This window comes from Bradyrhizobium sp. STM 3561 (assembly GCF_045571455.1).
GTDB lineage: Bacteria > Pseudomonadota > Alphaproteobacteria > Rhizobiales > Xanthobacteraceae > Bradyrhizobium > Bradyrhizobium vignae.
In genome coordinates, this window is record NZ_CP120695.1 from 1,716,744 (window position 1) to 1,739,821 (window position 23,078).

Genomic DNA, 23,078 nt, shown 5'->3' on the forward strand with positions numbered 1-23,078 from the left:
ACAACTTGGATTCGCAATCATGGCCAATGCGCAGCTCCAATCCGTGCTCGACCACATCGACAAGGATTTCGACAACAGCCTGGAGCGCCTGTTCTCGTTGTTGCGGATCAAGTCGATCTCGGCCGATCCGGCCTTTGCGGATGATTGTAAGGCCGCGGCCGAGCATCTCGCCAAGGACATCGCCAGTCTCGGTGTTGCCACCGAGGTGAGGCCGACCGCAGGCCATCCGGCCGTCGTCGGCAAGACCGGCGCGGGCGGACGGCCGCACGTGCTGTTCTACGGCCATTACGACGTGCAGCCGGTCGACCCGCTCGATCTCTGGCACCGTCCGCCGTTCGAGCCCGTCGTCACCGATCATGCCGATGGCCGCAAGATCATCGTCGCGCGCGGCGCCGAGGACGACAAGGGTCAGGTGATGACCTTCGTCGAAGCCTGCCGCGCCTGGAAGAAGGTGACGGGCTCACTGCCGATCGACATCACCTTCCTGATCGAAGGCGAGGAGGAGGTCGGCTCGAAGAATTTCGTGCCCTTCATCGAGGCCAACAAGGACGAGTTCAAGGCCGACTACGTGCTGGTCTGCGACACCGGCATGTGGAATCCCACCACGCCGGCGATCACGACCTCGCTGCGCGGCCTGCTCTATGAAGAGCTGAAGATCACCGCCGCCAATCGCGATTTGCATTCCGGTGTGTTCGGCGGCACCGCGATGAACCCGATCCGTCTGCTCACTAAAATTCTGGGCGGCCTGTTCGACGACGACAACCGCATCACCATCCCCGGCTTCTATGACGGGGTGAAGGATACGCCGCCCGACATCCTGGAGCAGTGGAAGAAGCTTGATTTCACGCCCGAGACCTTCCTCAAGCCGGTCGGGCTGTCGCTGCCGGCTGGCGAGAAGGGCAGGCTCCTGGTCGAGCAGGCCTCGACGCGTCCGACCTGCGACGTCAACGGCATCTGGGGCGGCTACATCGGCGAAGGCTCCAAGACGGTGATTCCCTCGCATGCCTCGGCCAAGGTCTCGTTCCGTCTGGTGCAGGGCCAGGACCCGCAAAAGATCCGCAAGGCTTTCCGTGATTACGTGACGGCGCGCATTCCCGGCGACTGCAAGGTCGAGTTCGGCGACCATTCCGCCGCGCCCGCAGTTGCGCTCGACTGGACCATGAAGCCGCTCGCTGCCGCCAGCAAGGCGCTGGCCGACGAGTGGGGCAAGGAGACCGTGCTGATGGGATCGGGCGCCTCGATCCCGATCGTCGCCGACTTCAAGCGCACGCTCGGCCTCGACTCGCTGCTGGTGGGCTTTGGCCTCGACGACGACAACATCCACTCACCAAACGAGAAATACGACCTGCGGAGCTTCCAGAAAGGCATCCGCTCCTGGGCCCGCATCCTCGCCGCGCTGGCGGAGGTGAAGTGACCGCGTAGCGCGCCCCGGAATGACGGGCGTGATGAACAAATAAAAACGCCGCCCGGAATTGGGCGGCGTTTCATTCCAAAACGTGCAGAGGTCGTTCGAAAACTACCCTACACGAAATCGCGAAAATCTCAAGACCGGTAGCCCGGAAGCTCGCGGTCGAGCTTGCGCAGCAAGGGCGGCCACACCAGGGTGGTGGCGCGCAGCTCGGCGCGGTCGCGATTGGACAAGAGCTCGGTGTTCTTCTCGATCGCGATCTCCTCGACCGGATAGACCGGCGTGCCCAGCGCACGCGTCCGCACCTGCATCGAGCAGGCGCGCTCGAGATGATACATGCGCTCGAAGGCGGAGGCGACCGAGCGGCCGACCGTCAGCGTGCCGTGATTGCGCAGCAGCATGTGGTTGTGGTTGCCGAGATCCTTCTGCAGCCGCGGCCGCTCGTCGTGATCGAGCGCGATGCCTTCATAGTCGTGATAGGCGAGGTCGTGGGTGACGAGCTGCGCGGTCTGGTTCAGCGGCAACAGGCCTTCCGCGCTGCTCGACACCGCAGTGCCGTCGAGCGTGTGGAGATGCAGCACGCAGATCGCGTCCTCGCGCACTTCGTGGATCGCCGAATGGATGGTGAAGCCGGCCGGGTTGATGCTGTATTCGCTCTCGGACAGCTGGTTGCCGTGCAGATCGACCTTGACGAGGCTGGAGGCCGTGATTTCCTCGAACATCAATCCGTAAGGATTGATCAGGAAGTGATGATCGGGACCGGGGACGCGCGCGGAGATGTGGGTGTCGACCAGATCGTCCCAGCCGTACAGCGCGACCAGGCGATAGCAGGCGGCGAGATTGACCCGTTGCTGCCACTCCGCCTCCGTCATGTTCGACGGCACTTCCCTCAGGCGCGCTTCCGCTGGCGACATGGCAATTTTCTCCGAACATCGTTGTTGCAGGAAGCGACCGTAGTCTTGGGCGGGGCTGGGGGCAAGGCGCGAAGAGCGTGGCTGTCGCGCGTAGCCCGCATGGAGCTTTCACCGTAGCTCGAAGAGCGAAGGCGGAAGCGCCCGGATTTCGCTTGCACTCCGTCCGGGCTACGTACAGGAGAAAATTATTACGGCGCCGGGATCGACAGCAGGCTGGAAATGCTGCGGCCGCGGATGTCGTAGACGCGGGCGAATACCACGTCGTCGCGCTTGATCTCGACCATGACGGGCGCGGTGAGACCCTTGCAGTAGAATTCGCCGAGCGTCATGGCGAAATCGGCTGCGTTGGAATCCCAGCCGATGGTGAAGTCGGGCCCAAGCGCGACCTGGGCCGGGCGCTGCGGACCACACACCGCGACCTTCCATTTGCGGTTTGCAGGCGGCACTTCCTGGCGCTCGACCAGCTGCTCGCGCAGTTCGTCGGAGGCCTGCTTCAGGGCGAGACCCCAATAGTCCAGCATGAAGCGGTCGTCGGCGCCGCGCACGGTTCCCGCGATGTGATTGAAGTGCGTGTACTGATAGGGGTGCAGGCGGATCATCTCGGCGAGCGACAGCGCAAGGCCAAAGCAGAAGGTGCCGAGCAGGACCGGCTGCCAGATGCGGTGATTGGCGCGCAGGCGCTCCATGGCCCAGGCGAAGGCGACACCGCCTAGCACCGCCATCGGCGGGATCACGAAGACGAAATGGCGGATGCCGTTGTACAGGGCCGGGCGCTTCACCATCGCGATCGCGAGCGGCAGGGTCGCAGCCAGCGTCAGCATCAGGAGAATGGTCTTGCGGCGCGCCGGAACGTCGTTCCGCGGCAGCAGCGCAAAGGTGCCGACCACGGCGCCGCCCATCAGCACCAGCATCACTTCGGGCAGCTGCAGCGCGAACAGCGTCGGCAGATAGGACCAGGGCATGTCGGGCACCGACACGATCGCGCCGTCGAACATCTCCTTCCACGGCTTCTCGAAGAAATGCGAGAAGTAGGTCAGCGCCTCGAAGGGATTGCCGGGTTCCATGATCGACCACGGCCAGATCAGGCCCATCACGAGGTAGCCGAGCGTGAGGCCGGGCAGCAGCACATAGACGACATGGGCGAAGCGGCGGACCGACTCGCGCAAACCTTCGGTGCGCAATTCCTCCAGGAACAGCGGCATGAAGCCGAGCACGGCGTAGACCAGTGCGAGCCCGCCGAGAACACGGCAGCCCAGCGAAAGGCCGGCACCCAGGCCGACGATCAGGACCGTGCGCGGCGACGGCTGCGGATATTCCTCTGCGAGCCGGACGAGGCCGAGCATCAGGATGATCATGGCCACCGCGAAGGGTGCATCCTTCGGGTTCATGAACATGTGGCCGTAGAAGATCGGGCAGAGCGCGAGCAGGAGCAGTGCCGCGAGGCCTGCGAGTGGTCCGCCGATGCGGCGGCCGAGCCGCCAGGTCACGGCAAGCCCGATCACGCCGACGATGGCGCCGACCAGACGGCGGGTCTCGAACAGCTCGAGCGGAATGACCTTGTGGAGCAGGGCCGCGATCATGTCGAAGCCGCCGCCATACATGTAGAGGTTGGCGAAGGAGAGCGCCGCCGTGTCCCTGAACCCGGAACCGAACATGCGCAGCAGCAGGTCGGCGTATTCCGCGTGTGTGTAGTCGTCCCAACCCAGCCCGTAGTCCCGGAAGGTCAAGCCCGCAATGACGGCGACCGCGGCCAGCACCAGCATGGCGAGATCGTCGCAGGTTCGTTCGACCGAGCGCCGCTGAGGCGCGTCGATCGCCGAAGTCGTGATGGATGTCATGGCTATCGGTGCCCCGGAATCCCCTTTTGGCCCTGCTGGTGCGCGCGGGCCTGCTCCCCGGACTCCGTATAGCGCAGTTCCATTACCAAGTAATTGGGCATTATGGCTAAATTCCTGATGCGACGCAGCAATTCCGGTTACTTGAGAGCAGCCCAGCAGTAGCGAGCCGGAGCTGAAGGGAACGTGAATAAGTCCCTGATTTCCTTCCCTTTAGGAACACTGCCTAGAATTGGCCGTTGGCGAGGAACATCGTATGGCGGTATCGTGGCCCAGCGGCGGCTGCGCGGCCGGGGGTGAGTTCGATGAATTTGGCATTGTTGATCGTGGGGATTTGCGCCGTCCTGGCGGGTCTCCTTGCAATCATTTTCGGCCTGACGATCAGGGAATTCAGCCTCGGTGGGACTCTCATAATCTCCGGCACCATTGGCGTCTGCTCCGGAATGTTACTGGTCGGCCTGCATCTGGTGCTGCTTGAGCTCAAGAGCGTCGCTCGCCGGCTGGCGGGCGTGGTCGCCCCGTCCGAGGTTCGGGTGAGGCCCGTGCTGCCGGGCCTCGCCGTGCCTGGCGCGGTTGCGCCCGAACCGGTGCCCACCGCGGCGGCGAGAATCGAGCCGGCGCCACCGCCGTCCGCAGGTCCGCCGCCCTGGCAGAGCGAAGCTGCTGCGCGCGAGCGTCCGCGCGTCGAGGGAGCGCAGGAGCCGGAAGCTCCTACGCCGCCCGCCGCTCCAGAGGCGCCCCGCCGCCGCAACCTGCTGTTCGCCTCGACCTCCCGCAAGGAGCGCGAGCGCGCGGAGGCGAAGACCACTGAAGGTGCGCCGCCGCAGCCGCCTGCGGAGCCCCGTGAGGCCCCGGACCTTCCGCCTGCGAGCTTTGACGTTGCCTGGCCGAAGCCGGACCGGATGCGCTCGCCGGAGCCACCGGCCGCCCCGCGCCGTCCGCCGCCGCGCTCCCCGCCGACCTTTGCGGAGGCCGTCCCACCGCCTGCACCCGAGCCGCCACCACCTGCCGAGCCGACACCCGTGACCGTACTCAAATCCGGCGTCGTCGACGGCATGGCCTATTCGCTCTATTCCGACGGCTCGATCGAGGCACAGATGCCGGAAGGCATGATGCGCTTTGCCTCGATCGACGAGCTCCGCGCGCATCTTGACCAGCGCGGTTGAGGTCACGCTTGCAAGTAAAGCGGCGCCGTTCATCAGTAATCAACGCACCGTCGTCAGTTGTCCTATTTCAGCCGAATGTATTCTTGACACGGAATACTGTGATGTCGTCAATCCCGTGAGACTTAAGCGGGAGAAGGAATGGGCGCATGTCGGACGCGGGGGCGAAGAATTTCATCGAGCTGACCGCGAGCATCGTGTCGGCCTATCTCAGCAACAATCCGACGCCGGCGGCTGAGATTCCGAACCTGATCAGCCAGGTGCATGGGGCCCTGGTGCGGGTCTCCTCAGGCCGCACCGAGACCCTACCGCTCGAGCCTGCCAAGCCGGCCGTCTCGCTGAAGAAGTCGATCGCGCCCGACTATCTGGTCTGTCTGGAAGACGGCAAGCGCTTCAAGTCGCTGAAGCGCCATCTGCGCACGCAGTACAACATGACGCCGGAGCAATACCGCGAGAAGTGGGGCTTGCCGGCCGACTATCCCATGGTCGCGCCGAACTATGCGGTGGCGCGCTCGCAGCTGGCCAAGCAGATGGGCTTGGGGCAGCAGCAGCGGAAGCGGAAGTAAAGCTGCTGCAGCTTGCAACGCACTCCGCCCTCATCCGGAAGGAGACCGCGAAGCAAGCGTCTCGAAGGATGGCTGCGGGCGAAGGGCGGGGCTTCATGGTTCGAGACGGCGCTGACGCGCCTCCTCACCACGAGGATTGTCAATAAGCTTCCGCGAGCGCTTCTTTCGCGTCGGTCTTGATGCGCTCGACCATCGAGCGCAGGCCGTTGGAGCGCTGCGGCGTCAGATGATCGCGAAAACCGAACTCATTGAACACGGCGATGGCGTCCGTATCGAGGATCTCCTGCGGCGTGCGGCCCGAATACAGCGCAAGGACGATCGCGACCAGCCCGCGAACAATATGGGCGTCGCTGTCGCCGCGATATTTCAGGATCGGCGCGCCATTGCTGCGATCTATCAGCTTCTGCAGCCAGACCTGGCTGACGCAGCCCTGCACCTTGTTCGCGGCGGAGTGTTCCGCCTCGGGCATCGGTTCCAGGGTACGGCCGAGCTCGATGACATACCGGTAGCGGTCGTCCCACTCGTCCAGAAGCTCGAAATTATCCCTGATTTCGTCGATCGTCGTCATCTTGGCCCACAGTTCCCGTTAAGGCCAATATAGGGACGCGAGGACGTGAAATCGATAGGGTTTGGGCGTTAATTCGCTGGACCTGGCCCGCGCCATTCCAGCGCGAGGTCGTCCTGGGTCAGGGTATCGCGCGGCGCCTCGTTTGCGGCAGCGTCACCCTCGCCGGCCATCGCGATCGAGCCGGTGTGGTCGGGGGCCTTCTTGTTGTCGTTCTTGTTGCCGTCGTTCTTGTCGTTGGTGATCTGCTCTTTCTTGTCGTTGATGATCTGGTAGAGCTTCTTCGCGCCGTCCTGGGCTCGCTGGCCGATGATGGTCGCGGCCTGGCCACCGACCTCGCAGGCCGCCGGCTGGCGCTTGCAGAACTGGGTCATGTCGGAGACGGCCGCAGTCGCAGCCTGCACCGCGTCGGCGGCGCCGATCTGCGGCAGCTTCTCCGATTCGGGCGTCTTGTCCCGCGGCAGGAGCACCAGCACCAGCCCGAGCCAGAATGTGATGCGAAGCAGAAAGCGCATCTTATCGACCTGTCCGTTAGAATCCGCCCGCGGCGATCTCCGCGGATGCCGGACCTAGCAACCCTCGATAAATCGCAAGTGATTGCCTTGAGCTTAATTCGCGGAAAATTGACGCAAAATTCTTTGGAAGCGGCGGTCTCGTAAATTTTCGATTGATGCCCGCGCCCGTGATTTTGCTGGCCGCAACGCGTCCACCAATTCGAAACCATGCGGACGACGATGAAACCCTGTGTTCACCATCCGTAGCGAAGACGTCGCCAAATCGTCTAAAAAGCTCCGCGATAACGCGGTGTCCGGCCGCATGCGGCGCCGCCTTAGCACTCGTTTAAGGTCGCTCTGACACGGTGGCTCAACGACAAGGAGGCGTTCCGGCGCGTCTTCCAAAGACGATTGAGCCGAAGCGCGAGACCCGTGACAGTTTTGAGTATCATCCGCGATTGTCTCGATGCACTGCTGCATCCCTCCGCGCGCTACGATGCGCTGATGCGAGCGCGCCATCGCGCCTTCATGGCACCGCGGCTGCTGGGCAGTCTGGCAGCTTTTGCCGCATTCCCTGTCTATCTCGCCATGCGTGGCGCGCCGAGCGCGATCGAGGTTGCGGCCTTTGCCTGGCTGATCGCGCCAATCATGTTGTCCTGGTTCCTGTCGCGCACCGGCCGTTACGAGGGCGCGCACGTGCTATCGTCGCTGGCGCTCGCCGGAATGATCATGGCGGTCGCGGTCACGACGGGCGGCATCGAATCATTCGCCGCGGTCTGGCTGGTCGTGGTTCCCCTCGAAGCTGCGCTGTCGGCCTCGCGCCGCGTCGCGGCGTTCGCCTCGCTGCTCGCGTTGTCCTGCGCCGGGATTCTGATCCTGATCAGCCAGCTCGGTTGGTTGCCGGTGCAGGAGCCGAGCGCGGCCGAGCGCGGCGTGCTGATGGCCTTCGGCGTCACGTCCGCGACCCTCTATGCCGCAGGCCTCGCCTTCGGCGCGGAATCGCTCGCGCGCACCAGCGTCGCGCTCTTGTCGCGCGAAGAGGAGCGTTACCGCCTGCTGGCGCGCAACATGAGCGACGTGATCTCGCGGCATCAGCGCAATGGCGCGGTGCAGTTCATCTCGCCGGCCGTGGAGACCATGCTCGGCATGCAAGTGGCGCAATTGCTCGGCCACGGCCTGTTCGACCGCGTCCACGTCGCAGATCGGCCGGCCTATCTCACGGCACTGTCCGACGCGGCGCGCGGCGACATGCGCAGCGTCGAGTTCCGGCTGCGGCGCGAGCCTGTCGGTTCCGAGCGCGGTCAGGTCGATTTCATCTGGGTCGAGATGCGCTGCCGCCCGCTCGATCAGGATCTGGGCCGCCGGGATACTGATCGTGGGTCCACGCGCGAAGCCGAAGTCGTCGCCGTGATGCGCGACGTCACCGACCGCAAGCTTTCCGAGCAGGCGCTGGATCAGGCGCGCAGCGCCGCCGAAGCGGCCGATGCCGCCAAGACGCGTTTCCTCGCCACCATGAGCCACGAGCTGCGCACGCCGCTCAATGCCATCATCGGCTTCTCCGAGATGATCGCGCAGGAGCAGATCCTGATGCTGGGTGCGGCCCAGCGCAAGGAATACGCCCAGCTCATCAACGATTCCGGCCAGCATCTGCTCTCGGTCGTCAACGGCATCCTGGACATGTCGAAGATGGAATCGGGCAATTTCGAGATTTCGTCGGAGCCGTTCGCGCCGCGCGCCTCGCTGCTCCATTGCTGCAATCTGCTGGCGCTGAAGGCGCGGGAGAACGGCATCGACCTGATCACCGACGCGCCGCAGGACCTGCCCGTCATGACCGGCGATCCCAGGGCCTTCAAGCAGATCGTGCTCAACCTCGTCGCCAACGCCATCAAGTTCACCGAGCGCGGCGGTCAGGTCTGCGTATCAGCCGGCGTGTCTGGTTCGCAGCTGACGCTGCGCATCAGCGACACCGGCGTCGGCATCGCACCTGACGACCTCAAGCGCATCGGCGCGCCGTTCTTCCAGGCCGGCAAGACCTATCAGCGCCGTCACGAAGGCACCGGCCTCGGACTTTCGATCGTCAAGAGCCTCGTGGCGTTGCATCTCGGCGAATTGACGGTACAAAGCAGGTTGGGCGAGGGCACCGCCGTCACCGTCAAGCTTCCGCTCGTCTACACGCCGCCGCAAGACAGGCTGGTCGATGACAAGGCGAACGCGAGCAAGATCGCGATGCTGACGCCGGCGTTGCGCCAGGACCTTCAAGACCAAACTCTCGACCAGTCTCAGGACCAACCCGCTCTGGTGAAGAAAAGTGCCTAAGAAGTCTGCGAAGGACGAAGCCGCTCCGCGCCGCCGCGGCGCCAAGACCGCGGTCGTTGACGTCGACACCGAGCGCAATCTCGTGATGCGCGTGCTGCTGCACAGCCCCAAGGATACGCTGGCCGGCCTCGTCGCCGTCGCCGCGATCACTGCGATCGTTGCCAATGCGCTGTTCCTCCAGACCGGCCGGCACCCCGCGCCGATGTTCGGCACGGTGATCAATCTTCCCGCGCCGTCCTCGGTGCCGCTGTCCAATCCCATGCCGCGTCCGCGCCCCGTCGGCGCCGATACCTCGCCGCTCGAGCCGAGGGCGACGGAGTTTCGCGTCGAGCCGAAGCCTGTCGAGCGTGCCGCCGAGAAGGCGCCCGAAAAACCCGTCGAGGCGACGGCCTCGACGCGTTCGAACGATCCGATGACCAATCTCGTCAAGGCCACGACCGCGACGCCGCCCGCGGCCTTGCGTCCGCCCGCGCCGATTCCGGCGCAAAGCCCCGCCGCGCGACGTATCGCCGGCGTGCAGCGCGCGCTGTCCGAATATGGCTACGGCAATTTGAAGATCACCGGCGCCATGAGCGGCGAGACCCAGTCCGCGATCCAGAAGTTCGAGCGCGAGCACAAGATGCAGGTCACCGGGCAGGTGTCCGATCGGCTGCTGCGCGAGCTCGCCGCTGCGATCGGCCATCCCGTCGAATAGCCGCACGAGCTGAGGCTGGCGTGAGACCTCGCGCTGGCCTATCGTCGGATTCATGCGTTTGAAATCCAACATTTGGGTGGCGGCTTACCTGCGCCGCTGCCAGACCGAGGGCGTGTTCGGTGCCGTGCGGCGTCGTGGTGCCGAGGAGGCGGGCGCGGTGTTCGTGAAGGTGTCGCTGCTCGACGGCAATGCGATGCTGTATGCGCCGGCGCCGCAGACCGTCTATGACGAGGGTCGGCCCATCGATCGCCTCTTCGTGCCGGTCGCGCCGCAGCCTCTGCCGGAGCACACGATCGAGGAGCGGCTGACCAAGGAGATCCGCTTCGATCCCGACGCGTGGATCGTCGAGACCGAGGATCGCGCGGGCCGGCATTTTCTGGAATTGGCGAAGACGTAGCTGTCGCCACAACGTCATTGCGAGCGCAGCGAAGCAATCCAGAATCTTTCCGAGGAGGGACTCTGGATTGCTTCGCTGCGCTCGCAATGACGAGATTGGAAGTCGTTTCGTGCCTAACGCTCAGCGTCGCCACCTGCTGAGGCGGCGCGAGCAAATCAGCGATCCGACGATCCGCCGGTCCCGGTGCGCACCGTCGGACTGGAGCCCGGCTGTACGCCAGGCCGCGTCTGGTTCGCGCCCGCGCGCGCCCGCTGGCGTTCGCCGTCATGCAGTGACGGTTGATACTTCGCCCGCGTCACCGCGAGCGTCGAGCCGCGCCAGGCCGCCACCATCACCAGCGCCGAGCGGTCGCCGAGGCGGTCGTAGAGCCGCGACAGCCGGTACACGGCGTTCACGGACGTGCCGATCTCGGGCTTGAAGAACAGCAGGATGCGCTGGAAGACCGGGCTCGGCATGTCGAGCGCGCGCGCGGCAACCGCGAGCGCCTCGCCGCCGGCATCGTCGACGATCTGGGCTGCGACGCGCGAGGGCAGGATCAGGCTGTCGCCGAGCTCGAAGGTGAAGTTCTCGGCGTCACCCGCGATCGCCGCCATCTCCAGGATCTGGATCGCGCGCTTGGCGCGCGCGGTCGGAATGCGGGGAGCGGCCTTCAGCGGGGTCTGCGCCAGATTATGCAGGATCAGCGCGCGCTCGGAGGCGCCGGCGCGGAAGAACATGTCGTGGATCTCGGCGGCCTCCTTCGGCTGCATCGCCATGTTCGAGGCCATGCGCTGCTCGGCCTCGCTCGGCGCGCGCGCCGCAGCGGGTGCGTGGGGCGGAGCGGGAATCTCCCGCGCCAATGGAATCCTGCGGCCTTCCTGGGTCGCGACCAGCCCGAGCTTCTGCAGGATCGGGACGGGCGTCTGCGGATAGACCGCGAGCCGCGCCTTGACGGCCGCGCGCGTCGCATCGTCGACCTGGTCGATCAGCCGCGTGGCAAGCTCGACGAACTGCCGCTGCTCGTCATCGCTGTGGGTGCTGGTCTGGACATAAAGGTCGGTCAGCACGCGCAGCAGCGTCGGACGGACATCGACACCTTCGCGACGGGACAGGGTCATCAGCCCGTCGAATCCGGGAAACAGCGACTTGGTCATGGAGGCGTACGCAACTCGGGAAAGATACTTGGGGCGAGCCTAGCGCAAGTTCTTTTAAAGCCTCGTTAAGGAAAACGAGGCGTGAAGCCGGCCCTGCAATTTGAGGCGTTGTCGTGCCGCAACGGGACGGCGCGGCCCGTCCGTGCGGTTACGGTCCACGGGACGCGTTTACACCCCGTTAACCATGAGCTGATCTTAATGCATGCATGTTGCAGGGGCGCGTTCGGTCGCGCGGCAATTGAAGAGAGCTGGCATGGGGACCATCATCGAATTTCCGGCCGGTCGCCGGGTGGGCTCGTCGGGGGATGTCGCTCCGCGCGTGGACATGGGAACGGTCCTGATCCTTCCCGTGATCCGCATCGAGCGTGAGGCGGACGAAACCAGCGGCGATCGCGGGCCGGAGCAGGGCGCAGCGCCGGGGCGCCGTCGCCGCCGTCGCTGACATCCGGTTTCATGCGATGCCGGACTCCATCCGCCAGATCCGGCCTGTGCTGTCGGCCGTCCTGCTCGCGCTGCTCGCCGCGACTCTCGGCGCGTGCAGCGGCGGTGATTTCGGCCGCACCCGCGCCGACATGCGCAGCGACGACATGCACCGCTGGCTGGGCGCGGAGGTCACCTCCAGCGTCGGCGTGACGCCCTCGCAATTCCAGCTCACCGACGAAGAGCGCCAGCTGCGCGACCTCGCTTATCCCATGATCGAGCCGCCCTTGTCTCGGCCCGCCTGGAAGAGCGTGTTCGGCGACTACAAGCCGCTGCCCTCGCCCTGGCGGCAGAAGATCGTGTTCGACCGTACCATGTACGGCCGCACGCTGATCGACGAGCCGCACCGCTCGCATTCCTCGCGCTATGCGCAGCTGATCGAGGACGTCCGCAACGACATCACCCGCTTCGAGCCGTTCTTTGCCAGCGCGATCCGCGTCATCGATCTCGACAGGAAACGCAATGCCAGCATGGCGCGCGTCTCTGCGCTATCGCCGAGGGAGAGGGACGACGCGGTCGCGCGCATGCAGGAGAACTCACTGATCATCCAGTGGGTGCAGCAATGCCTGGAGCAGCGCATCTCATCCTACCGCTGGGCGCTGGAACGCCTGGTGATCCAGGCCCCCGACGGCATGGCCGCCGATGCCGACCGACTGATCGGCGAACTCGCCGCCCAAACCGCCAATCCGCCGGTCCAGGCACAGCCGCCTTACGGACGCGCGGTCGTCTCGAAGGGCTGACCGGTCCTGCCTGCGCGTCTGCCACCGATGCACAGTATCAAGCGCCGGTCAAAGGGAGCCGCCGGCTCCAATCTCACGCGTGATCCACGCGGCGAAAACGCGGACGGGCCGCCGCTGCCGGCTTGCACGCGGAAAGACGAGATGATGGCCAACATAGCGGATATCGACCGAGCGTCCGGCGAGGGGGGCGACCAATCGCCTGGTCGCGATTTCCTGTTCGGCCAGCCGGGTTGATTCCAGCGTCACGCCGAGGCCGCTCGACGCCATTGCGATCGCCAGGAAGCTGCGATCGAAGCGCATGCCGTGAATCGCCGGCGCTTCGAGCCCGTTGGCGGTGAACCATTGATGCCACTGCACCTGCTTCACTTCCGAGCGGATCAGGACCTGATCGAACAGGTCCTTCGGCTTGCGGATTTTCTTCGCCAGTGCGGGCGTACAGAGCGGCGTCACGGTCTCTTCGCCGAGCGGAATGACTTCGACCCCCTCGGCTCTCGGCTGTCCATACACGATGTCGATGTCGAAATCGTCGTTGCTGAACCGGGCATATTCGGTGTTGGCGGCGAGGCGTACCTCGAGCTTGGGTTCGGCGGCCATGAAGCGGGCGAGGCGCGGAGCGAGCCACTGGGCGGCAAAGCTCGGTGCGCAGTGCACCCTCAGCAATTGCGGGCCGCGGCCGGCGACCTCCTCGATGCCGCGGCGCAAATTATCGAAAGCGGCGCCGGCATGGCGCATCAGGTTCTCGCCCGCTGGCGTCAGGCGGACCGCGCGGGCACTGCGTTCGAACAATATCGTGCCCATCGCGCTTTCGAGCTTGCGAATAGCGTGGCTCACCGCGCTCGGCGTCAGATGAAGCTCGTTCGCCGCATCGCGGAACGAGCCGGTGCGCGCAGCCGCCTCGAAAGCGCGGACAGCGGATATCGGGATGCTGGATAGCAGCATCCGACGAGTGAACCAAATTCACCCATGCAAGACAACAGCGCGTTTGTCGGAAAGCGGGCAGGGGCATTATCAACCGGTCAAGAACAATGGCGCCCCTCGGGAGCCTCGGCACAGCCTTCAGGGAGGATCAGATGCTGCTTCGCGGCAAGACTGCAATCATCACCGGCGCGGCTTCGCCGCGGGGCATCGGCCTTGCCACGGCCCGGCGCTTTGCCGCCGAAGGCGCCCGGGTCGCCATTCTCGACATCGATGGTCCGGCGGCGGAAGACGCAGCGCGCAACCTCGAACCGGTCAATGGCCAGCCGCATCTCGGCCTCGCCTGCAACGTCACTGACAAGGACGCCTGTATCAAGGCCGTCGAGGCGGTCATCGGAAAGTTCGGCCGGATCGACATTCTCGTCAACAACGCCGGCGTGACCCAGCCGGTGAAGCTTCTCGACATCACGCCGGAAGATTGGGACCGCATCCAGGACGTCAACCTCAAGGGCATCCTGTTCCTGTCGCAGGCCGTGATCCCGCACATGCAGAAGCGCAGAAGCGGATCGATCGCCTGCATGTCCTCCGTCTCCGCCCAGCGCGGCGGCGGCATCTTCGGCGGGCCGCATTATTCGGCGGCCAAGGCCGGCGTGCTCGGGCTCGCCAAGGCGATGGCGCGCGAGTTCGGGCCCGACGGCATCCGCGTCAATTGCGTGACGCCCGGCCTGATCGGCACCGACATCACCGCAGGCAAGCTCACGGACGAGATGCGGGCGAAGATCCTCGAGGGCATACCGCTCGGACGGCTGGGCGAGGCCGCCGACGTAGCCGGCATCTACACTTTCCTCGCCTCCGATCTGTCGGCCTACGTCACCGGCGCGGTCATCGACGTCAACGGCGGCATGCTGATCCACTGAGCGAGGAGGGGAGACACATGGCAACACCGACACTCGCAAATGCGCTGACGCTGGCACAGCGCGCCCGCAACATCCGCCGCAATGCCCTGCTCATGGGCGAGGTTCAGGGCCAGGGCTATATTGCGCAGGCGCTCGACATCGCCGACGTGCTGGCGGTCGCCTATTTTCACGCGATGCGCTTTCGGCCCGAAGATCCCGCCTGGGAGGGGCGCGACCGCTTCCTGCTCTCGAACGGACATTATGCGATCGCACTTTATGCGGCGCTGATCGAGGCCGGGATCATCCCCGAGGCGGAGCTGGAAACCTACGGCTTCGACGAGAGCCGCCTGCCGATGTCGGGCATGGCCTCTTACACGCCGGGCATGGAGATGTCCGGCGGCTCGCTCGGCCTTGGGCTCGGCATCGCCGTCGGAATGGCGCTCGGGTTGAAGCGCAAGAAATCCGCGGCGCGCATCTACACGCTGTTCTCGGACGGCGAGCTCGACGAGGGCTCCAAATGGGAGGCCATCATGTCGGCGGCCCATCACAAGCTCGACAATCTGATCGCAATCGTCGACGTCAATAATCAGCAGGCTGATGGTCCCTCCAAGCAGATGCTCGGCTTCGAACCGCTGGTCGACAAGCTCGAAGCGTTCGGCTGGTTCGTGCAGCGCGTCGATGGCAATGATCTCGCCGCCGTGGTGGGTGCTTTCGATGCCGCGATGGCACATGCCGAGCCGAAGCCCCGCATGATCGTCGCCGACACCTTGATGGGCAAGGGCGTTCCCTTCCTGGAGCAGCGTGAGAAGAATCATTTCATCCGCGTCGAGCCGCATGAATGGCAGCTCGCGCTGTCTGAACTGAACGCGGGAGAGCAGCCATGAAATCCGCCGGATCGAGCTCTTCGGCCAAGCCGCGCCTGACCACCTCTGCGATGATCGCTTCGATCGCGGCGGAAGGGCAGCGCACCAAGCCCACTCCCTTCGGCCACGCGCTCGTCGAACTCGCCCGCAGCCGCGAGGACGTGGTCGGCATGACCGCCGATCTCGGCAAATACACCGACCTGCACATCTTCGCGCAGGCCTTTCCCGATCGTTACTACCAGATGGGCATGGCCGAGCAGCTCCTGTTCGGCGCAGCCTCCGGACTCGCGGCCGAAGGCTTCATGCCATTCGCGACAACCTATGCGGTGTTCGCCTCGCGCCGGGCCTACGATTTCATCCACCAGACTATCGCGGAAGAAGACCGCAACGTGAAGATCGCCTGCGCGCTGCCCGGCCTGACCTCGGGCTACGGACCGAGCCATCAGGCGGCCGAGGACCTCGCGTTGTTCCGTGCGATGCCCAACATGACGGTGATTGATCCCTGCGATGCGCACGAGATCGAGCAGATCGTGCCGGCGGTCGCTGCTCATCGTGGACCGGTCTATATGCGGCTGCTGCGCGGACAGGTGCCGCTGGTGCTCGACGAGTACAACTATCGCTTCGAGCTCGGCAAGGCCGCGCTGCTGCGCGATGGCGGCGACGTCCTCATCATCTCCTCGGGCATCATGACCATGCGCGCGCTGGAGGCGGCGCAGGCCTTGTCGGATGACCGCGTCAACGCGGCTGTCCTGCACGTGCCGACGATCAAGCCGCTCGACACCGAGGCGATCCTGCACGAGGCCGGCAGGCCCGGCCGCCTCGTCGTCGTCGCCGAGAACCACACCGTGATCGGCGGTCTCGGCGAGGCCGTGGCCTCGCTCCTGATGCGTTCGGGCGTTCATCCGGCATTCCGCCAGATCGGACTTCCGGACGAGTTTCTCGCCGCCGGCGCGCTGCCGACGCTGCATGATCGCTACGGCATCTCGACCGCCGAAGTGACGCGGCAGATCAAGGAGTGGCTGCGCTAGCCCGCAGCCACCGTTCAGCATCGACCAGGCCAACATGCTTCGCAGCGCTGCTGCGGAGAGGGAGAGCTGCTGTCCAATGCCGGTGCACCGAGGGCCGGCCGGCAGCCACGGCAGTGGCGAAAGCCATCGCTGCAGAACAATCCAAGCTCAACAGGAGGAATAGATGATTCCGCGGAAACCAATCACCCTCACCCGTCGCAAGCTGCTCCTCGCCGGCGCGGCCGTGCCGTTGTGCGCCATTCTCACGCGTCCCGCTTCGGCCGCCGAATTCACCTACAAGCTCGCGACCGGTCAGGATCCGACGCATCCCGTCAATATCCGCGCCAAGGAAGCTGCCGACCGCATTCGCGAGGCAACGAGCGGCCGGCTCGAGATCAATCTGTTCCCGGCCAACCAGCTCGGCTCCGATACCGACCTGCTCACCCAGGTCCGCAACGGTGGCGTCGAGTTCTTCAACCTGTCGTCGCTGATCCTGGCGACGCTGGTCCCGGCCGCGGGCATCGTCAATCTCGGTTTTCTCTTCACCAGCTATGATGCGGTTTGGAAGGCGATGGATGGCGAGCTCGGCGCCTACATCCGCGCGCAGATCGCGAGGACGCCGATCATGGCGGTATCGAGCCCCTGGGATAACGGCTTCCGCCACGTCACCTCGTCCGGCCGCGAGATCAGGACGCCCGAGGACCTCAAGAACTTCAAGCTGCGCGTGCCGGCCGCCCCCAATCTGACATCGCTGTTCCAGGCGCTCGGGGCCGGTCCCGCGCCGATCAACTTCAACGAGGTCTACTCCGCGCTCCAGACCAAAGTGGTCGACGGTCAGGAAAACCCCCTGCCGATCATCGCGACCGCCCGGCTCTACGAGGTGCAGAAAACCTGCTCCCTGACCGGGCATGTCTGGGACAATTACTGGATCCTCGGCAACAAGCGTGCCTTCGAGAAGCTGCCCAAGGACGTGCAGGCGATCGTGACGCGCGAGTTCGACCGTTCGGCCAAAGACGAGCGCGCCGATATCGCGAAGCTGAGCGAATCGCTGCGCGCGGACCTCACCGCCAAGGGCATGCAGTTCATCGAAGTCGACCGTGGTGCGTTCCGGCGGGCACTCGCCAAGACGAGCTTCTACTCCGATTGGAAGGGCAAGTTCGGCGAGGAGGCTTGGGCGCAACTCGAGAAGGCGGCGGGCAAGCTGTCATGACGGCGCGCAACCATACGCCGAGCATCGACGAAGGCGCCGCTGTCGCGGCACCTCAATCCGGTGTGCGCCTATGGGCCGTCAGGGCCAACAGGGCGCTTGGTCATGTGGTTGCGATCCCGGCTGCACTGCTGGTGCTGGCCGAGATCGTCGTGCTGTCGGCCGGCATCGTCGGACGATATGTGTTTCACGCCCCGATCATCTGGGCGGACGAGCTCGCCGGCATCTTGTTCCTGTGGCTCGCCATGCTGGGATCGGTGATCGCGTTCCAGCGCGGTGAGCACATGCGGATGACGGCCATCATCGGCATGCTCAGTCCCGACGCACGCGCATTCCTGGACGTCGTTGCCGCCGCGGCATCACTGGCGTTCCTGCTGCTGGTGATCCACCCGGCTTACGAATTCGCGGCCGACGAGGTGTTCGTCACCACGCCGGCGCTCGAGATCGTCAACAGCTGGCGGGCGGCGGCGTTACCCGTCGGAATCGGATTGATGCTGATCGCGGCTGTCCTGCGGCTCGTCCGCATCTCGGGCTTGCGCAGCCTGCTCGCAGCCGTCGCGCTCGTCGCCGGCATCATCGCCGCGCTCGTTCTCATCGCGCCGGTGCTCAAGCCGCTCGGCAACCTGAACCTGCTGATCTTCTTCGTGGTCATCGTCGGCGCCATGGTGCTGGCGGCGGTGCCGATCGCGTTCGCCTTTGGACTTGCGACCGTCGGCTATCTCGCGCTGACGACGAACACGCCCGATGTCGTCATCATCGGACGCATGGACGAAGGCATGAGCCATCTGATCCTGCTTGCGGTGCCGCTCTTCGTGTTCCTCGGCCTGCTGATCGAAATGACCGGCATGGCGCGCGCCATGGTCGGCTTCCTCGCCAGCCTGCTCGGGCACGTGCGCGGCGGTCTGCATTACGTGCTGATCGGAGCGATGTATCTGGTTTCGGGCATCTCGGGCTCGAAGGCGGCGGACATGGCCGCCGTGGCGCCCGTGTTGTTTCCCGAGATGACCAAGCGCGGCGCCAAGCCCGGCGATCTCGTCGCGCTGCTCGCGGCAACCGGCGCCCAGACCGAGACCATTCCGCCGTCGCTGGTGCTGATCACCATCGGCTCGGTCACTGGGGTGTCGATCGCCGCCCTGTTCACCGGCGGCCTGCTGCCCGGCATCGTGCTCGCCATCGGCCTCTGCACCGTGGTGTGGTGGCGATACCGGGGCGAGGACCTGTCGCATGTGAAGCGGGCGACGTGGAGGGAGATCGGCCGCGCCTTCGTCATCGCCATTCCGGCGATGGCACTGCCCTTCGTCATCCGCGCCGCGGTGGTCGAGGGCGTCGCGACCGCGACCGAGGTGTCGACGATCGGAATCGTCTACGCGGTTCTCACCGGACTGCTGATCTATCGTCAGTTCTCCTGGCGCCGGCTCTATCCGATGCTGGTGGAGACCGCGTCGCTATCCGGCGCGATCCTGCTGATCATCGGCGCCGCGACCGGGATGGCGTGGGCCCTGACGCAATCGGGATTTTCGGCCTCGCTCGCAAAGTTCATGACGGCGCTGCCGGGCGGAACACCTCAGCCCGGATGCGAGCTCGCGTCCGAGCTCACGCAAGGACGCCTGGAACGGCATCAGATCAGGCTCATAGTGACCAGCGAAGGGATTGCGAACGACTGCTATGGCCGTCCCGACCAGCAGCGGCTTCTCCAGCCGCGGGCCGCGCTCGTGCCAGACGGTCTCGACGCTGAGCGCGGTCTTGCGAGTGTCGTGGGACATGCCGCGTCTTATGCCTCGTCCACGACGGGATTGCGGAGCACGCCGATGTTCTCGATCTCGACCTCGACCACGTCGCCGGGCTTGAGGAAGATCGGCGGTTTGCGGGTGAAGCCGACGCCGGCGGGCGTGCCGGTGGCGATGACGTCGCCGGGCACGAGGTCGAAGATGGTCGAGCAATATTCGATCAGCCGCGGGATCGAGAAGATCAGCATCGAGGTGTCGGAGGACTGCACGGTCGCGCCGTTGACGCGGGTCTCCAGCTTCAGCTTGGTGGGATCGCCGATCTCGTCAGGTGTGACCAGCCAGGGCCCGAACGGGCCGGTGCCGACGAAGTTCTTGCCCGAGGCGATCTGCTGCGCGTGGCGCTGCCAGTCGCGCACGCTGACGTCGTTGTAGATCGAGTAGCCCGCGACGTGATTCCAGGCGTCGGCCTGGCTGATGTGGCGGCCACCCTTGCCGATGACGACGGCGAGCTCGCCCTCCCAGTCGAAATTGTCGGAGACCTTGGGCCGGATCACCGGCGCGTTGTGCGCGACCTGCGAGCGCCAGACCCGCAGGAAGATCGGCGGAAACTCGGTGATCTCGCGCTTCATGCCGAACGCCACCGCCTCGTTGTGGTGGTCGAGATAGTTGCGCACCGCGCAGACGATCTTCTCCGGCCGCGGGATCACCGGCAGGTATTTGATATCGCCGAGCGCGAAGGTCGGCTTGTGCCCGGCGACGATGGCCTCACGGCGCGCGTAGTCGTCGCTGCCAAGGAAGTCGGCGAGCGTGGGGTACTGGGGCAGGGCGCGGCTGAGATCCACCACGCCATTTTCGACAACGGCGCCCCAGCTTTCCCGATTTCCGTCCAAGAACGACAGCAGCTTCATGGTTCCGTCCCAAGGTTTTGATTTTCGATGAGACGCATTATTTTCGAAAATTATCCGCGACGCAAGCCCGCAGCGCGAAAATGCTACCCGCCCCTATTCGGCGTCGAGCAGATGGCCGGCGTACGTCGCGACGTTGTCGGAGGTCGAGCGGATATGCGCCTCGATCAATTGCACGGCGAGATCGGCATTGCGCGAGATCGCGGCCTGCATGATGGCCTGGTGCTCGCCGGCCTTGTCGCGGGGGCGAGGCCGGAAATTGGCCGAGAGGTGCCGGTAGCGCTCGGCGCGATCGAACAGCTCGGCGCGAATGGCGAGCAGCGTCGCCGAGCCGCAGGCGGAGACCAGCGCCTGATGGAACTGGCGATGGGCGATCTTCCATTCGGGATCGCGCAAGGGATGTTCGGGATCGCGCTGCTCGATCCGCTTCAGGCGATGCAGCGTCGAGATGACAGCGATTTCCCAGTCATCGTCGCCGCGCTCGATCGAGCGGCGGATCAATTCCACCTCGATCAGGACGCGGGCATCGGTGACCTCCACCAGATCCTGGCGGCTGACCGGCGCGACGCGGAAACCGCGCTGCTCCTGGGCGTCAACCAGGCCTTCGGCGGCCAGCGCCGTCAGCGCCTCACGCAGCGTCGTAAAGCTCGCGCCAAAGCGTTCGCGCAGCACGTCGAAGCGCAGCGGCTCGCCCGGCGCGAGGCCGCAGGCGATGATCTCCTCGCGCAGCCGATGGGTGATGTCGGCGGCGATGGTCTTGCCGAATTCCTTGCGGGGGCGAATGGCGCTGTCGGGCATGGGCCTGCCAATGAATCGATGGCTCAAGATGCCGCGGCAACGACCATCTTGCAATAATTTTCGTAAACGGTATGATTTTCGAAAATATGATCTGGGGAGCATAAACAAATGAGGGCAGTGCTGGTGCGTCAGCCGGGCGGGCCGGATGCACTTGAGGTGGTCGAGCTTCCAGTGCCCGTGCCGGGCGCAGGCCAGGTGCAGATCCGGGCCGAGGCGTTCGGGGTCGGGCAGCCCGACGCGCTGATCCGGCGCGGCGTCTACAAATGGATGCCGCCATTGCCGGCCAATCCCGGCAACGACGTCGCCGGCCGCATTTCTGCCCTCGGGCCCGATGTCGAGGGCTTTGCAATCGGCCAGAAGGTACTGCTGAGCGCCCGCGATCTGTCTCAGCGCGGCGGCTGCTACGCCGATTATGTGGTCGCACCCGCAGATGCCATCCACCCGCTGCCCGACCATGTCGATCTGCAAGCCGCCGTGTGCCTGTCGAACTACCAGGTCGCCTACGCGCTGCTGCACGAGTGCCGCCATCCGCGCGCTCCCAAAAGCGTGCTGGTGATCGGGGCTGCCGGCGGCGTCGGCACCGCGCTGGTGCAACTGGCAAAGCTCGCGGAGATGACCGTGATCGGTACGGTCTCGACCGAGGAGAAGGCCGCGTTCGCGAAGGCGAACGGCGCCGATCACATCGTCTTCTACCGCAGCGAGGATGTGGTGGCGCGGACGCGCGAATTGACGAAAGGCGAGGGCGTCGGCCTCGTGCTCGATCATGTCTGTGGGCCGGAGTTCACCGCCTATCTCGGCGCGCTCGGCAAATGGGGCACGCTGCTGTCGTACAATGCCTTCGCCGGATTGCCGGAAGAGAATCTGATGGCGGCGATGCGCAACCATCTCGACATCTGTCCGGCCGTGCGCTGCTTCTCCTTCCACATCTACGACCATGATCGCGACGGCCGCCGCGCCCTGATGCGCAGCGTGATCGAGGCGCTGAGCCGCAATGCGATCAAGCCGGCGATCTCGGCGGTGCTGAAGCTCGACGAGGTCAGGAAGGCGCATGCGCTGCTGGAGCAGGGCTCCGCGCTCGGCAAGATCATCATGACGCCATGAGGGGGTGGACGATGACACAAGCGCCCATTGCACGCTTTACCCGGTTGCGGCACGCGACCTTCACCTCGCCCGATCCGGAGCGGCTGCTCGACTATTACCGCGTCGTGATCGGTCTCGGCCTCGTCGCCCGTGATGGTGGCCGCCTATTCCTCGCCAACGAGTCCGAGCAGCTCTCGCTGGTGATCGAGCGAGGGGACGCCGCGCTGCAGAGCATCGCCTTCGAGATATCCCCCGATGTCCAGATCGAGGCGCTGGGCGCAGCGCTGAAGCAGGCCGGCTTGCGGCCCGAGCTTCACAGCGATCCCCTGCCTGGCGTGTCCCGGCTGCTGTCCTTCAGCGACCCCGAGGGAACGCGCTTCGAATTGATCCAGGGCTGGACGCCGACGCCCGCGCAGGAGCGGATCGGCGGGCTCGCCGTCGCCAAGCTCGGCCATGTCGCGCTGCGCACGCCCGATCCGCAAGCCGCTTCGGAGTTTTATGCGAACGTGATGGGCCTGCGGGTCTCAGACTGGATCGAGGACCGCTTCGTCTTCATGCGCAGCGGCTTCGAGCACCACACGCTCAACTTCGCTCGCGCGCCCGTGCGCAACCTGCATCATTTCGCCTTCGAGCTGCGGGGCCCGGACCACATGCATCGCGCCTGCGATCATCTCGCGCGGCACAAGCTGCCCGTGCTCTGGGGCCCGGTTCGTCACGGCCCCGGCCACAACACCGCGATCTACCACCGCAATCCCGACGGCCATCTGGTCGAACTGTTCTGCGATCTCGACCGCATGACCGACGAGGCGCTCGGCTATTTCGAGCCGCGCCCGTGGCACCGCGATCGTCCGCAGCGGCCAAAAGTCTGGGTCGGCCTGCCGCGCGACGTCTGGGGCATGGCGCCTTCGCCGGAATGTACGGAGTTCGCGCGCTAGACATGATCCGGAAAAGTGTGAAGCGGTTTTCCGAATAGAT

At 65.3% G+C, this 23,078-nt stretch carries 23 protein-coding genes and 1 pseudogene; 15 read left to right on the forward strand and 9 right to left on the reverse strand.

Annotation, left to right across the window (positions count from 1 at the left end; translation table 11 throughout):
* Positions 1-19: 19 nt before the first annotated feature.
* Complete coding sequence (locus P6U28_RS07730) at positions 20-1,414, forward strand: M20/M25/M40 family metallo-hydrolase (RefSeq protein ID WP_122404155.1); 1,395 nt, start codon at positions 20-22, stop codon at positions 1,412-1,414.
* A 128-nt stretch (positions 1,415-1,542) separates the two neighbouring features.
* Here the strand turns inward: P6U28_RS07730 and P6U28_RS07735 are convergent, their stop codons facing one another.
* Both P6U28_RS07735 and P6U28_RS07740 read right to left on the reverse strand, forming a co-directional pair.
* Positions 1,543-2,322: a class II aldolase/adducin family protein gene (locus P6U28_RS07735; RefSeq protein ID WP_122404154.1), complete on the reverse strand. Its 780-nt coding sequence runs from the start codon at positions 2,320-2,322 to the stop codon at positions 1,543-1,545.
* 188 nt (positions 2,323-2,510) lie between these two features.
* Positions 2,511-4,160 (reverse strand): glycosyltransferase family 39 protein, encoded by a 1,650-nt coding sequence (locus P6U28_RS07740; protein WP_122404153.1) that lies wholly within the window; start codon positions 4,158-4,160, stop codon positions 2,511-2,513.
* Between the two features lie 302 nt (positions 4,161-4,462).
* Between P6U28_RS07740 and P6U28_RS07745 the strand changes: the two genes are divergently transcribed.
* Positions 4,463-5,323, forward strand: coding sequence for a DUF308 domain-containing protein (locus P6U28_RS07745; protein WP_122404152.1), 861 nt, complete (start codon positions 4,463-4,465; stop codon positions 5,321-5,323).
* 146 nt (positions 5,324-5,469) lie between these two features.
* On the forward strand, positions 5,470-5,886 hold the full coding sequence (locus tag P6U28_RS07750) for a MucR family transcriptional regulator (protein WP_122404151.1): 417 nt from the start codon (positions 5,470-5,472) through the stop codon (positions 5,884-5,886).
* Between the two features lie 139 nt (positions 5,887-6,025).
* Here the strand turns inward: P6U28_RS07750 and P6U28_RS07755 are convergent, their stop codons facing one another.
* Both P6U28_RS07755 and P6U28_RS07760 read right to left on the reverse strand, forming a co-directional pair.
* Complete coding sequence (locus tag P6U28_RS07755; RefSeq protein WP_122404150.1) at positions 6,026-6,454, reverse strand: SufE family protein; 429 nt, start codon at positions 6,452-6,454, stop codon at positions 6,026-6,028.
* 68 nt (positions 6,455-6,522) lie between these two features.
* Positions 6,523-6,966 (reverse strand): DUF5330 domain-containing protein, encoded by a 444-nt coding sequence (locus tag P6U28_RS07760; RefSeq protein WP_122404149.1) that lies wholly within the window; start codon positions 6,964-6,966, stop codon positions 6,523-6,525.
* A gap of 411 nt (positions 6,967-7,377) precedes the next feature.
* Between P6U28_RS07760 and P6U28_RS07765 the strand changes: the two genes are divergently transcribed.
* The 3 genes from P6U28_RS07765 to P6U28_RS07775 are packed head-to-tail and all read left to right on the forward strand — an operon-like array spanning position 7,378 to position 10,352.
* Positions 7,378-9,261: a PAS domain-containing sensor histidine kinase gene (locus P6U28_RS07765; protein WP_162500361.1), complete on the forward strand. Its 1,884-nt coding sequence runs from the start codon at positions 7,378-7,380 to the stop codon at positions 9,259-9,261.
* Positions 9,254-9,955, forward strand: coding sequence for a peptidoglycan-binding domain-containing protein (locus P6U28_RS07770; protein ID WP_122404147.1), 702 nt, complete (start codon positions 9,254-9,256; stop codon positions 9,953-9,955). Before P6U28_RS07765 ends, P6U28_RS07770 begins: the two co-directional genes overlap by 8 nt.
* A 52-nt stretch (positions 9,956-10,007) precedes the next feature.
* Positions 10,008-10,352 carry a DUF1491 family protein gene (locus P6U28_RS07775; RefSeq protein WP_122404146.1) on the forward strand — a complete coding sequence of 115 codons (345 nt, stop codon included), beginning with the start codon at positions 10,008-10,010 and terminating at the stop codon, positions 10,350-10,352.
* A gap of 155 nt (positions 10,353-10,507) precedes the next feature.
* Here the strand turns inward: P6U28_RS07775 and P6U28_RS07780 are convergent, their stop codons facing one another.
* Entirely contained in the window at positions 10,508-11,485 is a 978-nt protein-coding gene (locus P6U28_RS07780; RefSeq protein ID WP_122404145.1) for a DUF2336 domain-containing protein, read from the reverse strand.
* 253 nt (positions 11,486-11,738) lie between these two features.
* Between P6U28_RS07780 and P6U28_RS07785 the strand changes: the two genes are divergently transcribed.
* Both P6U28_RS07785 and P6U28_RS07790 read left to right on the forward strand, forming a co-directional pair.
* On the forward strand, positions 11,739-11,927 hold the full coding sequence (locus P6U28_RS07785; RefSeq protein ID WP_122404144.1) for a hypothetical protein: 189 nt from the start codon (positions 11,739-11,741) through the stop codon (positions 11,925-11,927).
* A 16-nt stretch (positions 11,928-11,943) separates the two neighbouring features.
* On the forward strand, positions 11,944-12,705 hold the full coding sequence (locus tag P6U28_RS07790) for a hypothetical protein (RefSeq protein WP_122404143.1): 762 nt from the start codon (positions 11,944-11,946) through the stop codon (positions 12,703-12,705).
* Positions 12,706-12,753: 48 nt separating this feature from the next.
* Here P6U28_RS07790 and P6U28_RS07795 read toward each other — a convergent pair whose 3' ends face one another.
* On the reverse strand, positions 12,754-13,641 hold the full coding sequence (locus P6U28_RS07795) for a LysR substrate-binding domain-containing protein (RefSeq protein WP_129143086.1): 888 nt from the start codon (positions 13,639-13,641) through the stop codon (positions 12,754-12,756).
* A 134-nt stretch (positions 13,642-13,775) separates the two neighbouring features.
* Here P6U28_RS07795 and P6U28_RS07800 point away from each other — a divergent pair, with 134 nt between their 5' ends.
* The 5 genes and pseudogenes from P6U28_RS07800 to P6U28_RS07820 all read left to right on the forward strand — a co-directional run.
* On the forward strand, positions 13,776-14,537 hold the full coding sequence (locus P6U28_RS07800; protein WP_122406755.1) for an SDR family NAD(P)-dependent oxidoreductase: 762 nt from the start codon (positions 13,776-13,778) through the stop codon (positions 14,535-14,537).
* A gap of 17 nt (positions 14,538-14,554) precedes the next feature.
* On the forward strand, positions 14,555-15,400 hold the full coding sequence (locus P6U28_RS07805; RefSeq protein ID WP_122404142.1) for a transketolase: 846 nt from the start codon (positions 14,555-14,557) through the stop codon (positions 15,398-15,400).
* Complete coding sequence (locus P6U28_RS07810) at positions 15,397-16,407, forward strand: transketolase family protein (protein ID WP_122404141.1); 1,011 nt, start codon at positions 15,397-15,399, stop codon at positions 16,405-16,407. Before P6U28_RS07805 ends, P6U28_RS07810 begins: the two co-directional genes overlap by 4 nt.
* Positions 16,408-16,570: 163 nt before the next feature.
* The gene (locus tag P6U28_RS07815; RefSeq protein ID WP_122404140.1) at positions 16,571-17,596 is read left to right on the forward strand and encodes a TRAP transporter substrate-binding protein; all 1,026 of its coding nucleotides are present in this window, start codon (positions 16,571-16,573) and stop codon (positions 17,594-17,596) included.
* Positions 17,593-19,158, forward strand: a pseudogene (locus P6U28_RS07820) (TRAP transporter large permease subunit); the annotation flags it as partial. The gene P6U28_RS07815 and the pseudogene P6U28_RS07820, both read left to right, overlap by 4 nt.
* Here the strand turns inward: P6U28_RS07820 and P6U28_RS07825 are convergent.
* From P6U28_RS07825 to P6U28_RS07835, 3 genes are all read right to left on the reverse strand, one after another.
* On the reverse strand, positions 19,039-19,356 hold the full coding sequence (locus P6U28_RS07825) for an amino acid synthesis family protein (protein ID WP_407123206.1): 318 nt from the start codon (positions 19,354-19,356) through the stop codon (positions 19,039-19,041). The pseudogene P6U28_RS07820 and the gene P6U28_RS07825 sit on opposite strands and share 120 nt — an antisense overlap.
* A gap of 8 nt (positions 19,357-19,364) precedes the next feature.
* Entirely contained in the window at positions 19,365-20,228 is an 864-nt protein-coding gene (locus tag P6U28_RS07830) for a fumarylacetoacetate hydrolase family protein (RefSeq protein ID WP_122404137.1), read from the reverse strand.
* Positions 20,229-20,321: 93 nt separating this feature from the next.
* Positions 20,322-21,023 carry an FCD domain-containing protein gene (locus tag P6U28_RS07835; protein WP_063690882.1) on the reverse strand — a complete coding sequence of 234 codons (702 nt, stop codon included), beginning with the start codon at positions 21,021-21,023 and terminating at the stop codon, positions 20,322-20,324.
* A gap of 108 nt (positions 21,024-21,131) precedes the next feature.
* Between P6U28_RS07835 and P6U28_RS07840 the strand changes: the two genes are divergently transcribed.
* Both P6U28_RS07840 and P6U28_RS07845 read left to right on the forward strand, forming a co-directional pair.
* Positions 21,132-22,124, forward strand: a complete 993-nt coding sequence (locus P6U28_RS07840) for a zinc-dependent alcohol dehydrogenase family protein (protein ID WP_122404136.1) — start codon at positions 21,132-21,134, stop codon at positions 22,122-22,124.
* Between the two features lie 11 nt (positions 22,125-22,135).
* Positions 22,136-23,038 (forward strand): VOC family protein, encoded by a 903-nt coding sequence (locus P6U28_RS07845; RefSeq protein WP_122404135.1) that lies wholly within the window; start codon positions 22,136-22,138, stop codon positions 23,036-23,038.
* The last annotated feature ends 40 nt before the right edge of the window (positions 23,039-23,078 follow it).

Bases quoted from the DNA above. Each gene is read 5' to 3' on its own strand.
- P6U28_RS07730 (WP_122404155.1), top strand. From the start codon at position 20: ATGGCCAATGCGCAGCTCCAATCCGTGCTCGACCACATCGACAAGGAT.
- P6U28_RS07735 (WP_122404154.1), bottom strand. From the start codon at position 2,322: ATGTCGCCAGCGGAAGCGCGCCTGAGGGAAGTGCCGTCGAACATGACG.
- P6U28_RS07740 (WP_122404153.1), bottom strand. From the start codon at position 4,160: ATGACATCCATCACGACTTCGGCGATCGACGCGCCTCAGCGGCGCTCG.
- P6U28_RS07745 (WP_122404152.1), top strand. From the start codon at position 4,463: ATGAATTTGGCATTGTTGATCGTGGGGATTTGCGCCGTCCTGGCGGGT.
- P6U28_RS07750 (WP_122404151.1), top strand. From the start codon at position 5,470: ATGTCGGACGCGGGGGCGAAGAATTTCATCGAGCTGACCGCGAGCATC.
- P6U28_RS07755 (WP_122404150.1), bottom strand. From the start codon at position 6,454: ATGACGACGATCGACGAAATCAGGGATAATTTCGAGCTTCTGGACGAG.
- P6U28_RS07760 (WP_122404149.1), bottom strand. From the start codon at position 6,966: ATGCGCTTTCTGCTTCGCATCACATTCTGGCTCGGGCTGGTGCTGGTG.
- P6U28_RS07775 (WP_122404146.1), top strand. From the start codon at position 10,008: ATGCGTTTGAAATCCAACATTTGGGTGGCGGCTTACCTGCGCCGCTGC.
- P6U28_RS07780 (WP_122404145.1), bottom strand. From the start codon at position 11,485: ATGACCAAGTCGCTGTTTCCCGGATTCGACGGGCTGATGACCCTGTCC.
- P6U28_RS07785 (WP_122404144.1), top strand. From the start codon at position 11,739: ATGGGGACCATCATCGAATTTCCGGCCGGTCGCCGGGTGGGCTCGTCG.
- P6U28_RS07790 (WP_122404143.1), top strand. From the start codon at position 11,944: ATGCCGGACTCCATCCGCCAGATCCGGCCTGTGCTGTCGGCCGTCCTG.
- P6U28_RS07800 (WP_122406755.1), top strand. From the start codon at position 13,776: ATGCTGCTTCGCGGCAAGACTGCAATCATCACCGGCGCGGCTTCGCCG.
- P6U28_RS07805 (WP_122404142.1), top strand. From the start codon at position 14,555: ATGGCAACACCGACACTCGCAAATGCGCTGACGCTGGCACAGCGCGCC.
- P6U28_RS07810 (WP_122404141.1), top strand. From the start codon at position 15,397: ATGAAATCCGCCGGATCGAGCTCTTCGGCCAAGCCGCGCCTGACCACC.
- P6U28_RS07815 (WP_122404140.1), top strand. From the start codon at position 16,571: ATGATTCCGCGGAAACCAATCACCCTCACCCGTCGCAAGCTGCTCCTC.
- P6U28_RS07825 (WP_407123206.1), bottom strand. From the start codon at position 19,356: ATGTCCCACGACACTCGCAAGACCGCGCTCAGCGTCGAGACCGTCTGG.
- P6U28_RS07830 (WP_122404137.1), bottom strand. From the start codon at position 20,228: ATGAAGCTGCTGTCGTTCTTGGACGGAAATCGGGAAAGCTGGGGCGCC.
- P6U28_RS07835 (WP_063690882.1), bottom strand. From the start codon at position 21,023: ATGCCCGACAGCGCCATTCGCCCCCGCAAGGAATTCGGCAAGACCATC.
- P6U28_RS07840 (WP_122404136.1), top strand. From the start codon at position 21,132: ATGAGGGCAGTGCTGGTGCGTCAGCCGGGCGGGCCGGATGCACTTGAG.
- P6U28_RS07845 (WP_122404135.1), top strand. From the start codon at position 22,136: ATGACACAAGCGCCCATTGCACGCTTTACCCGGTTGCGGCACGCGACC.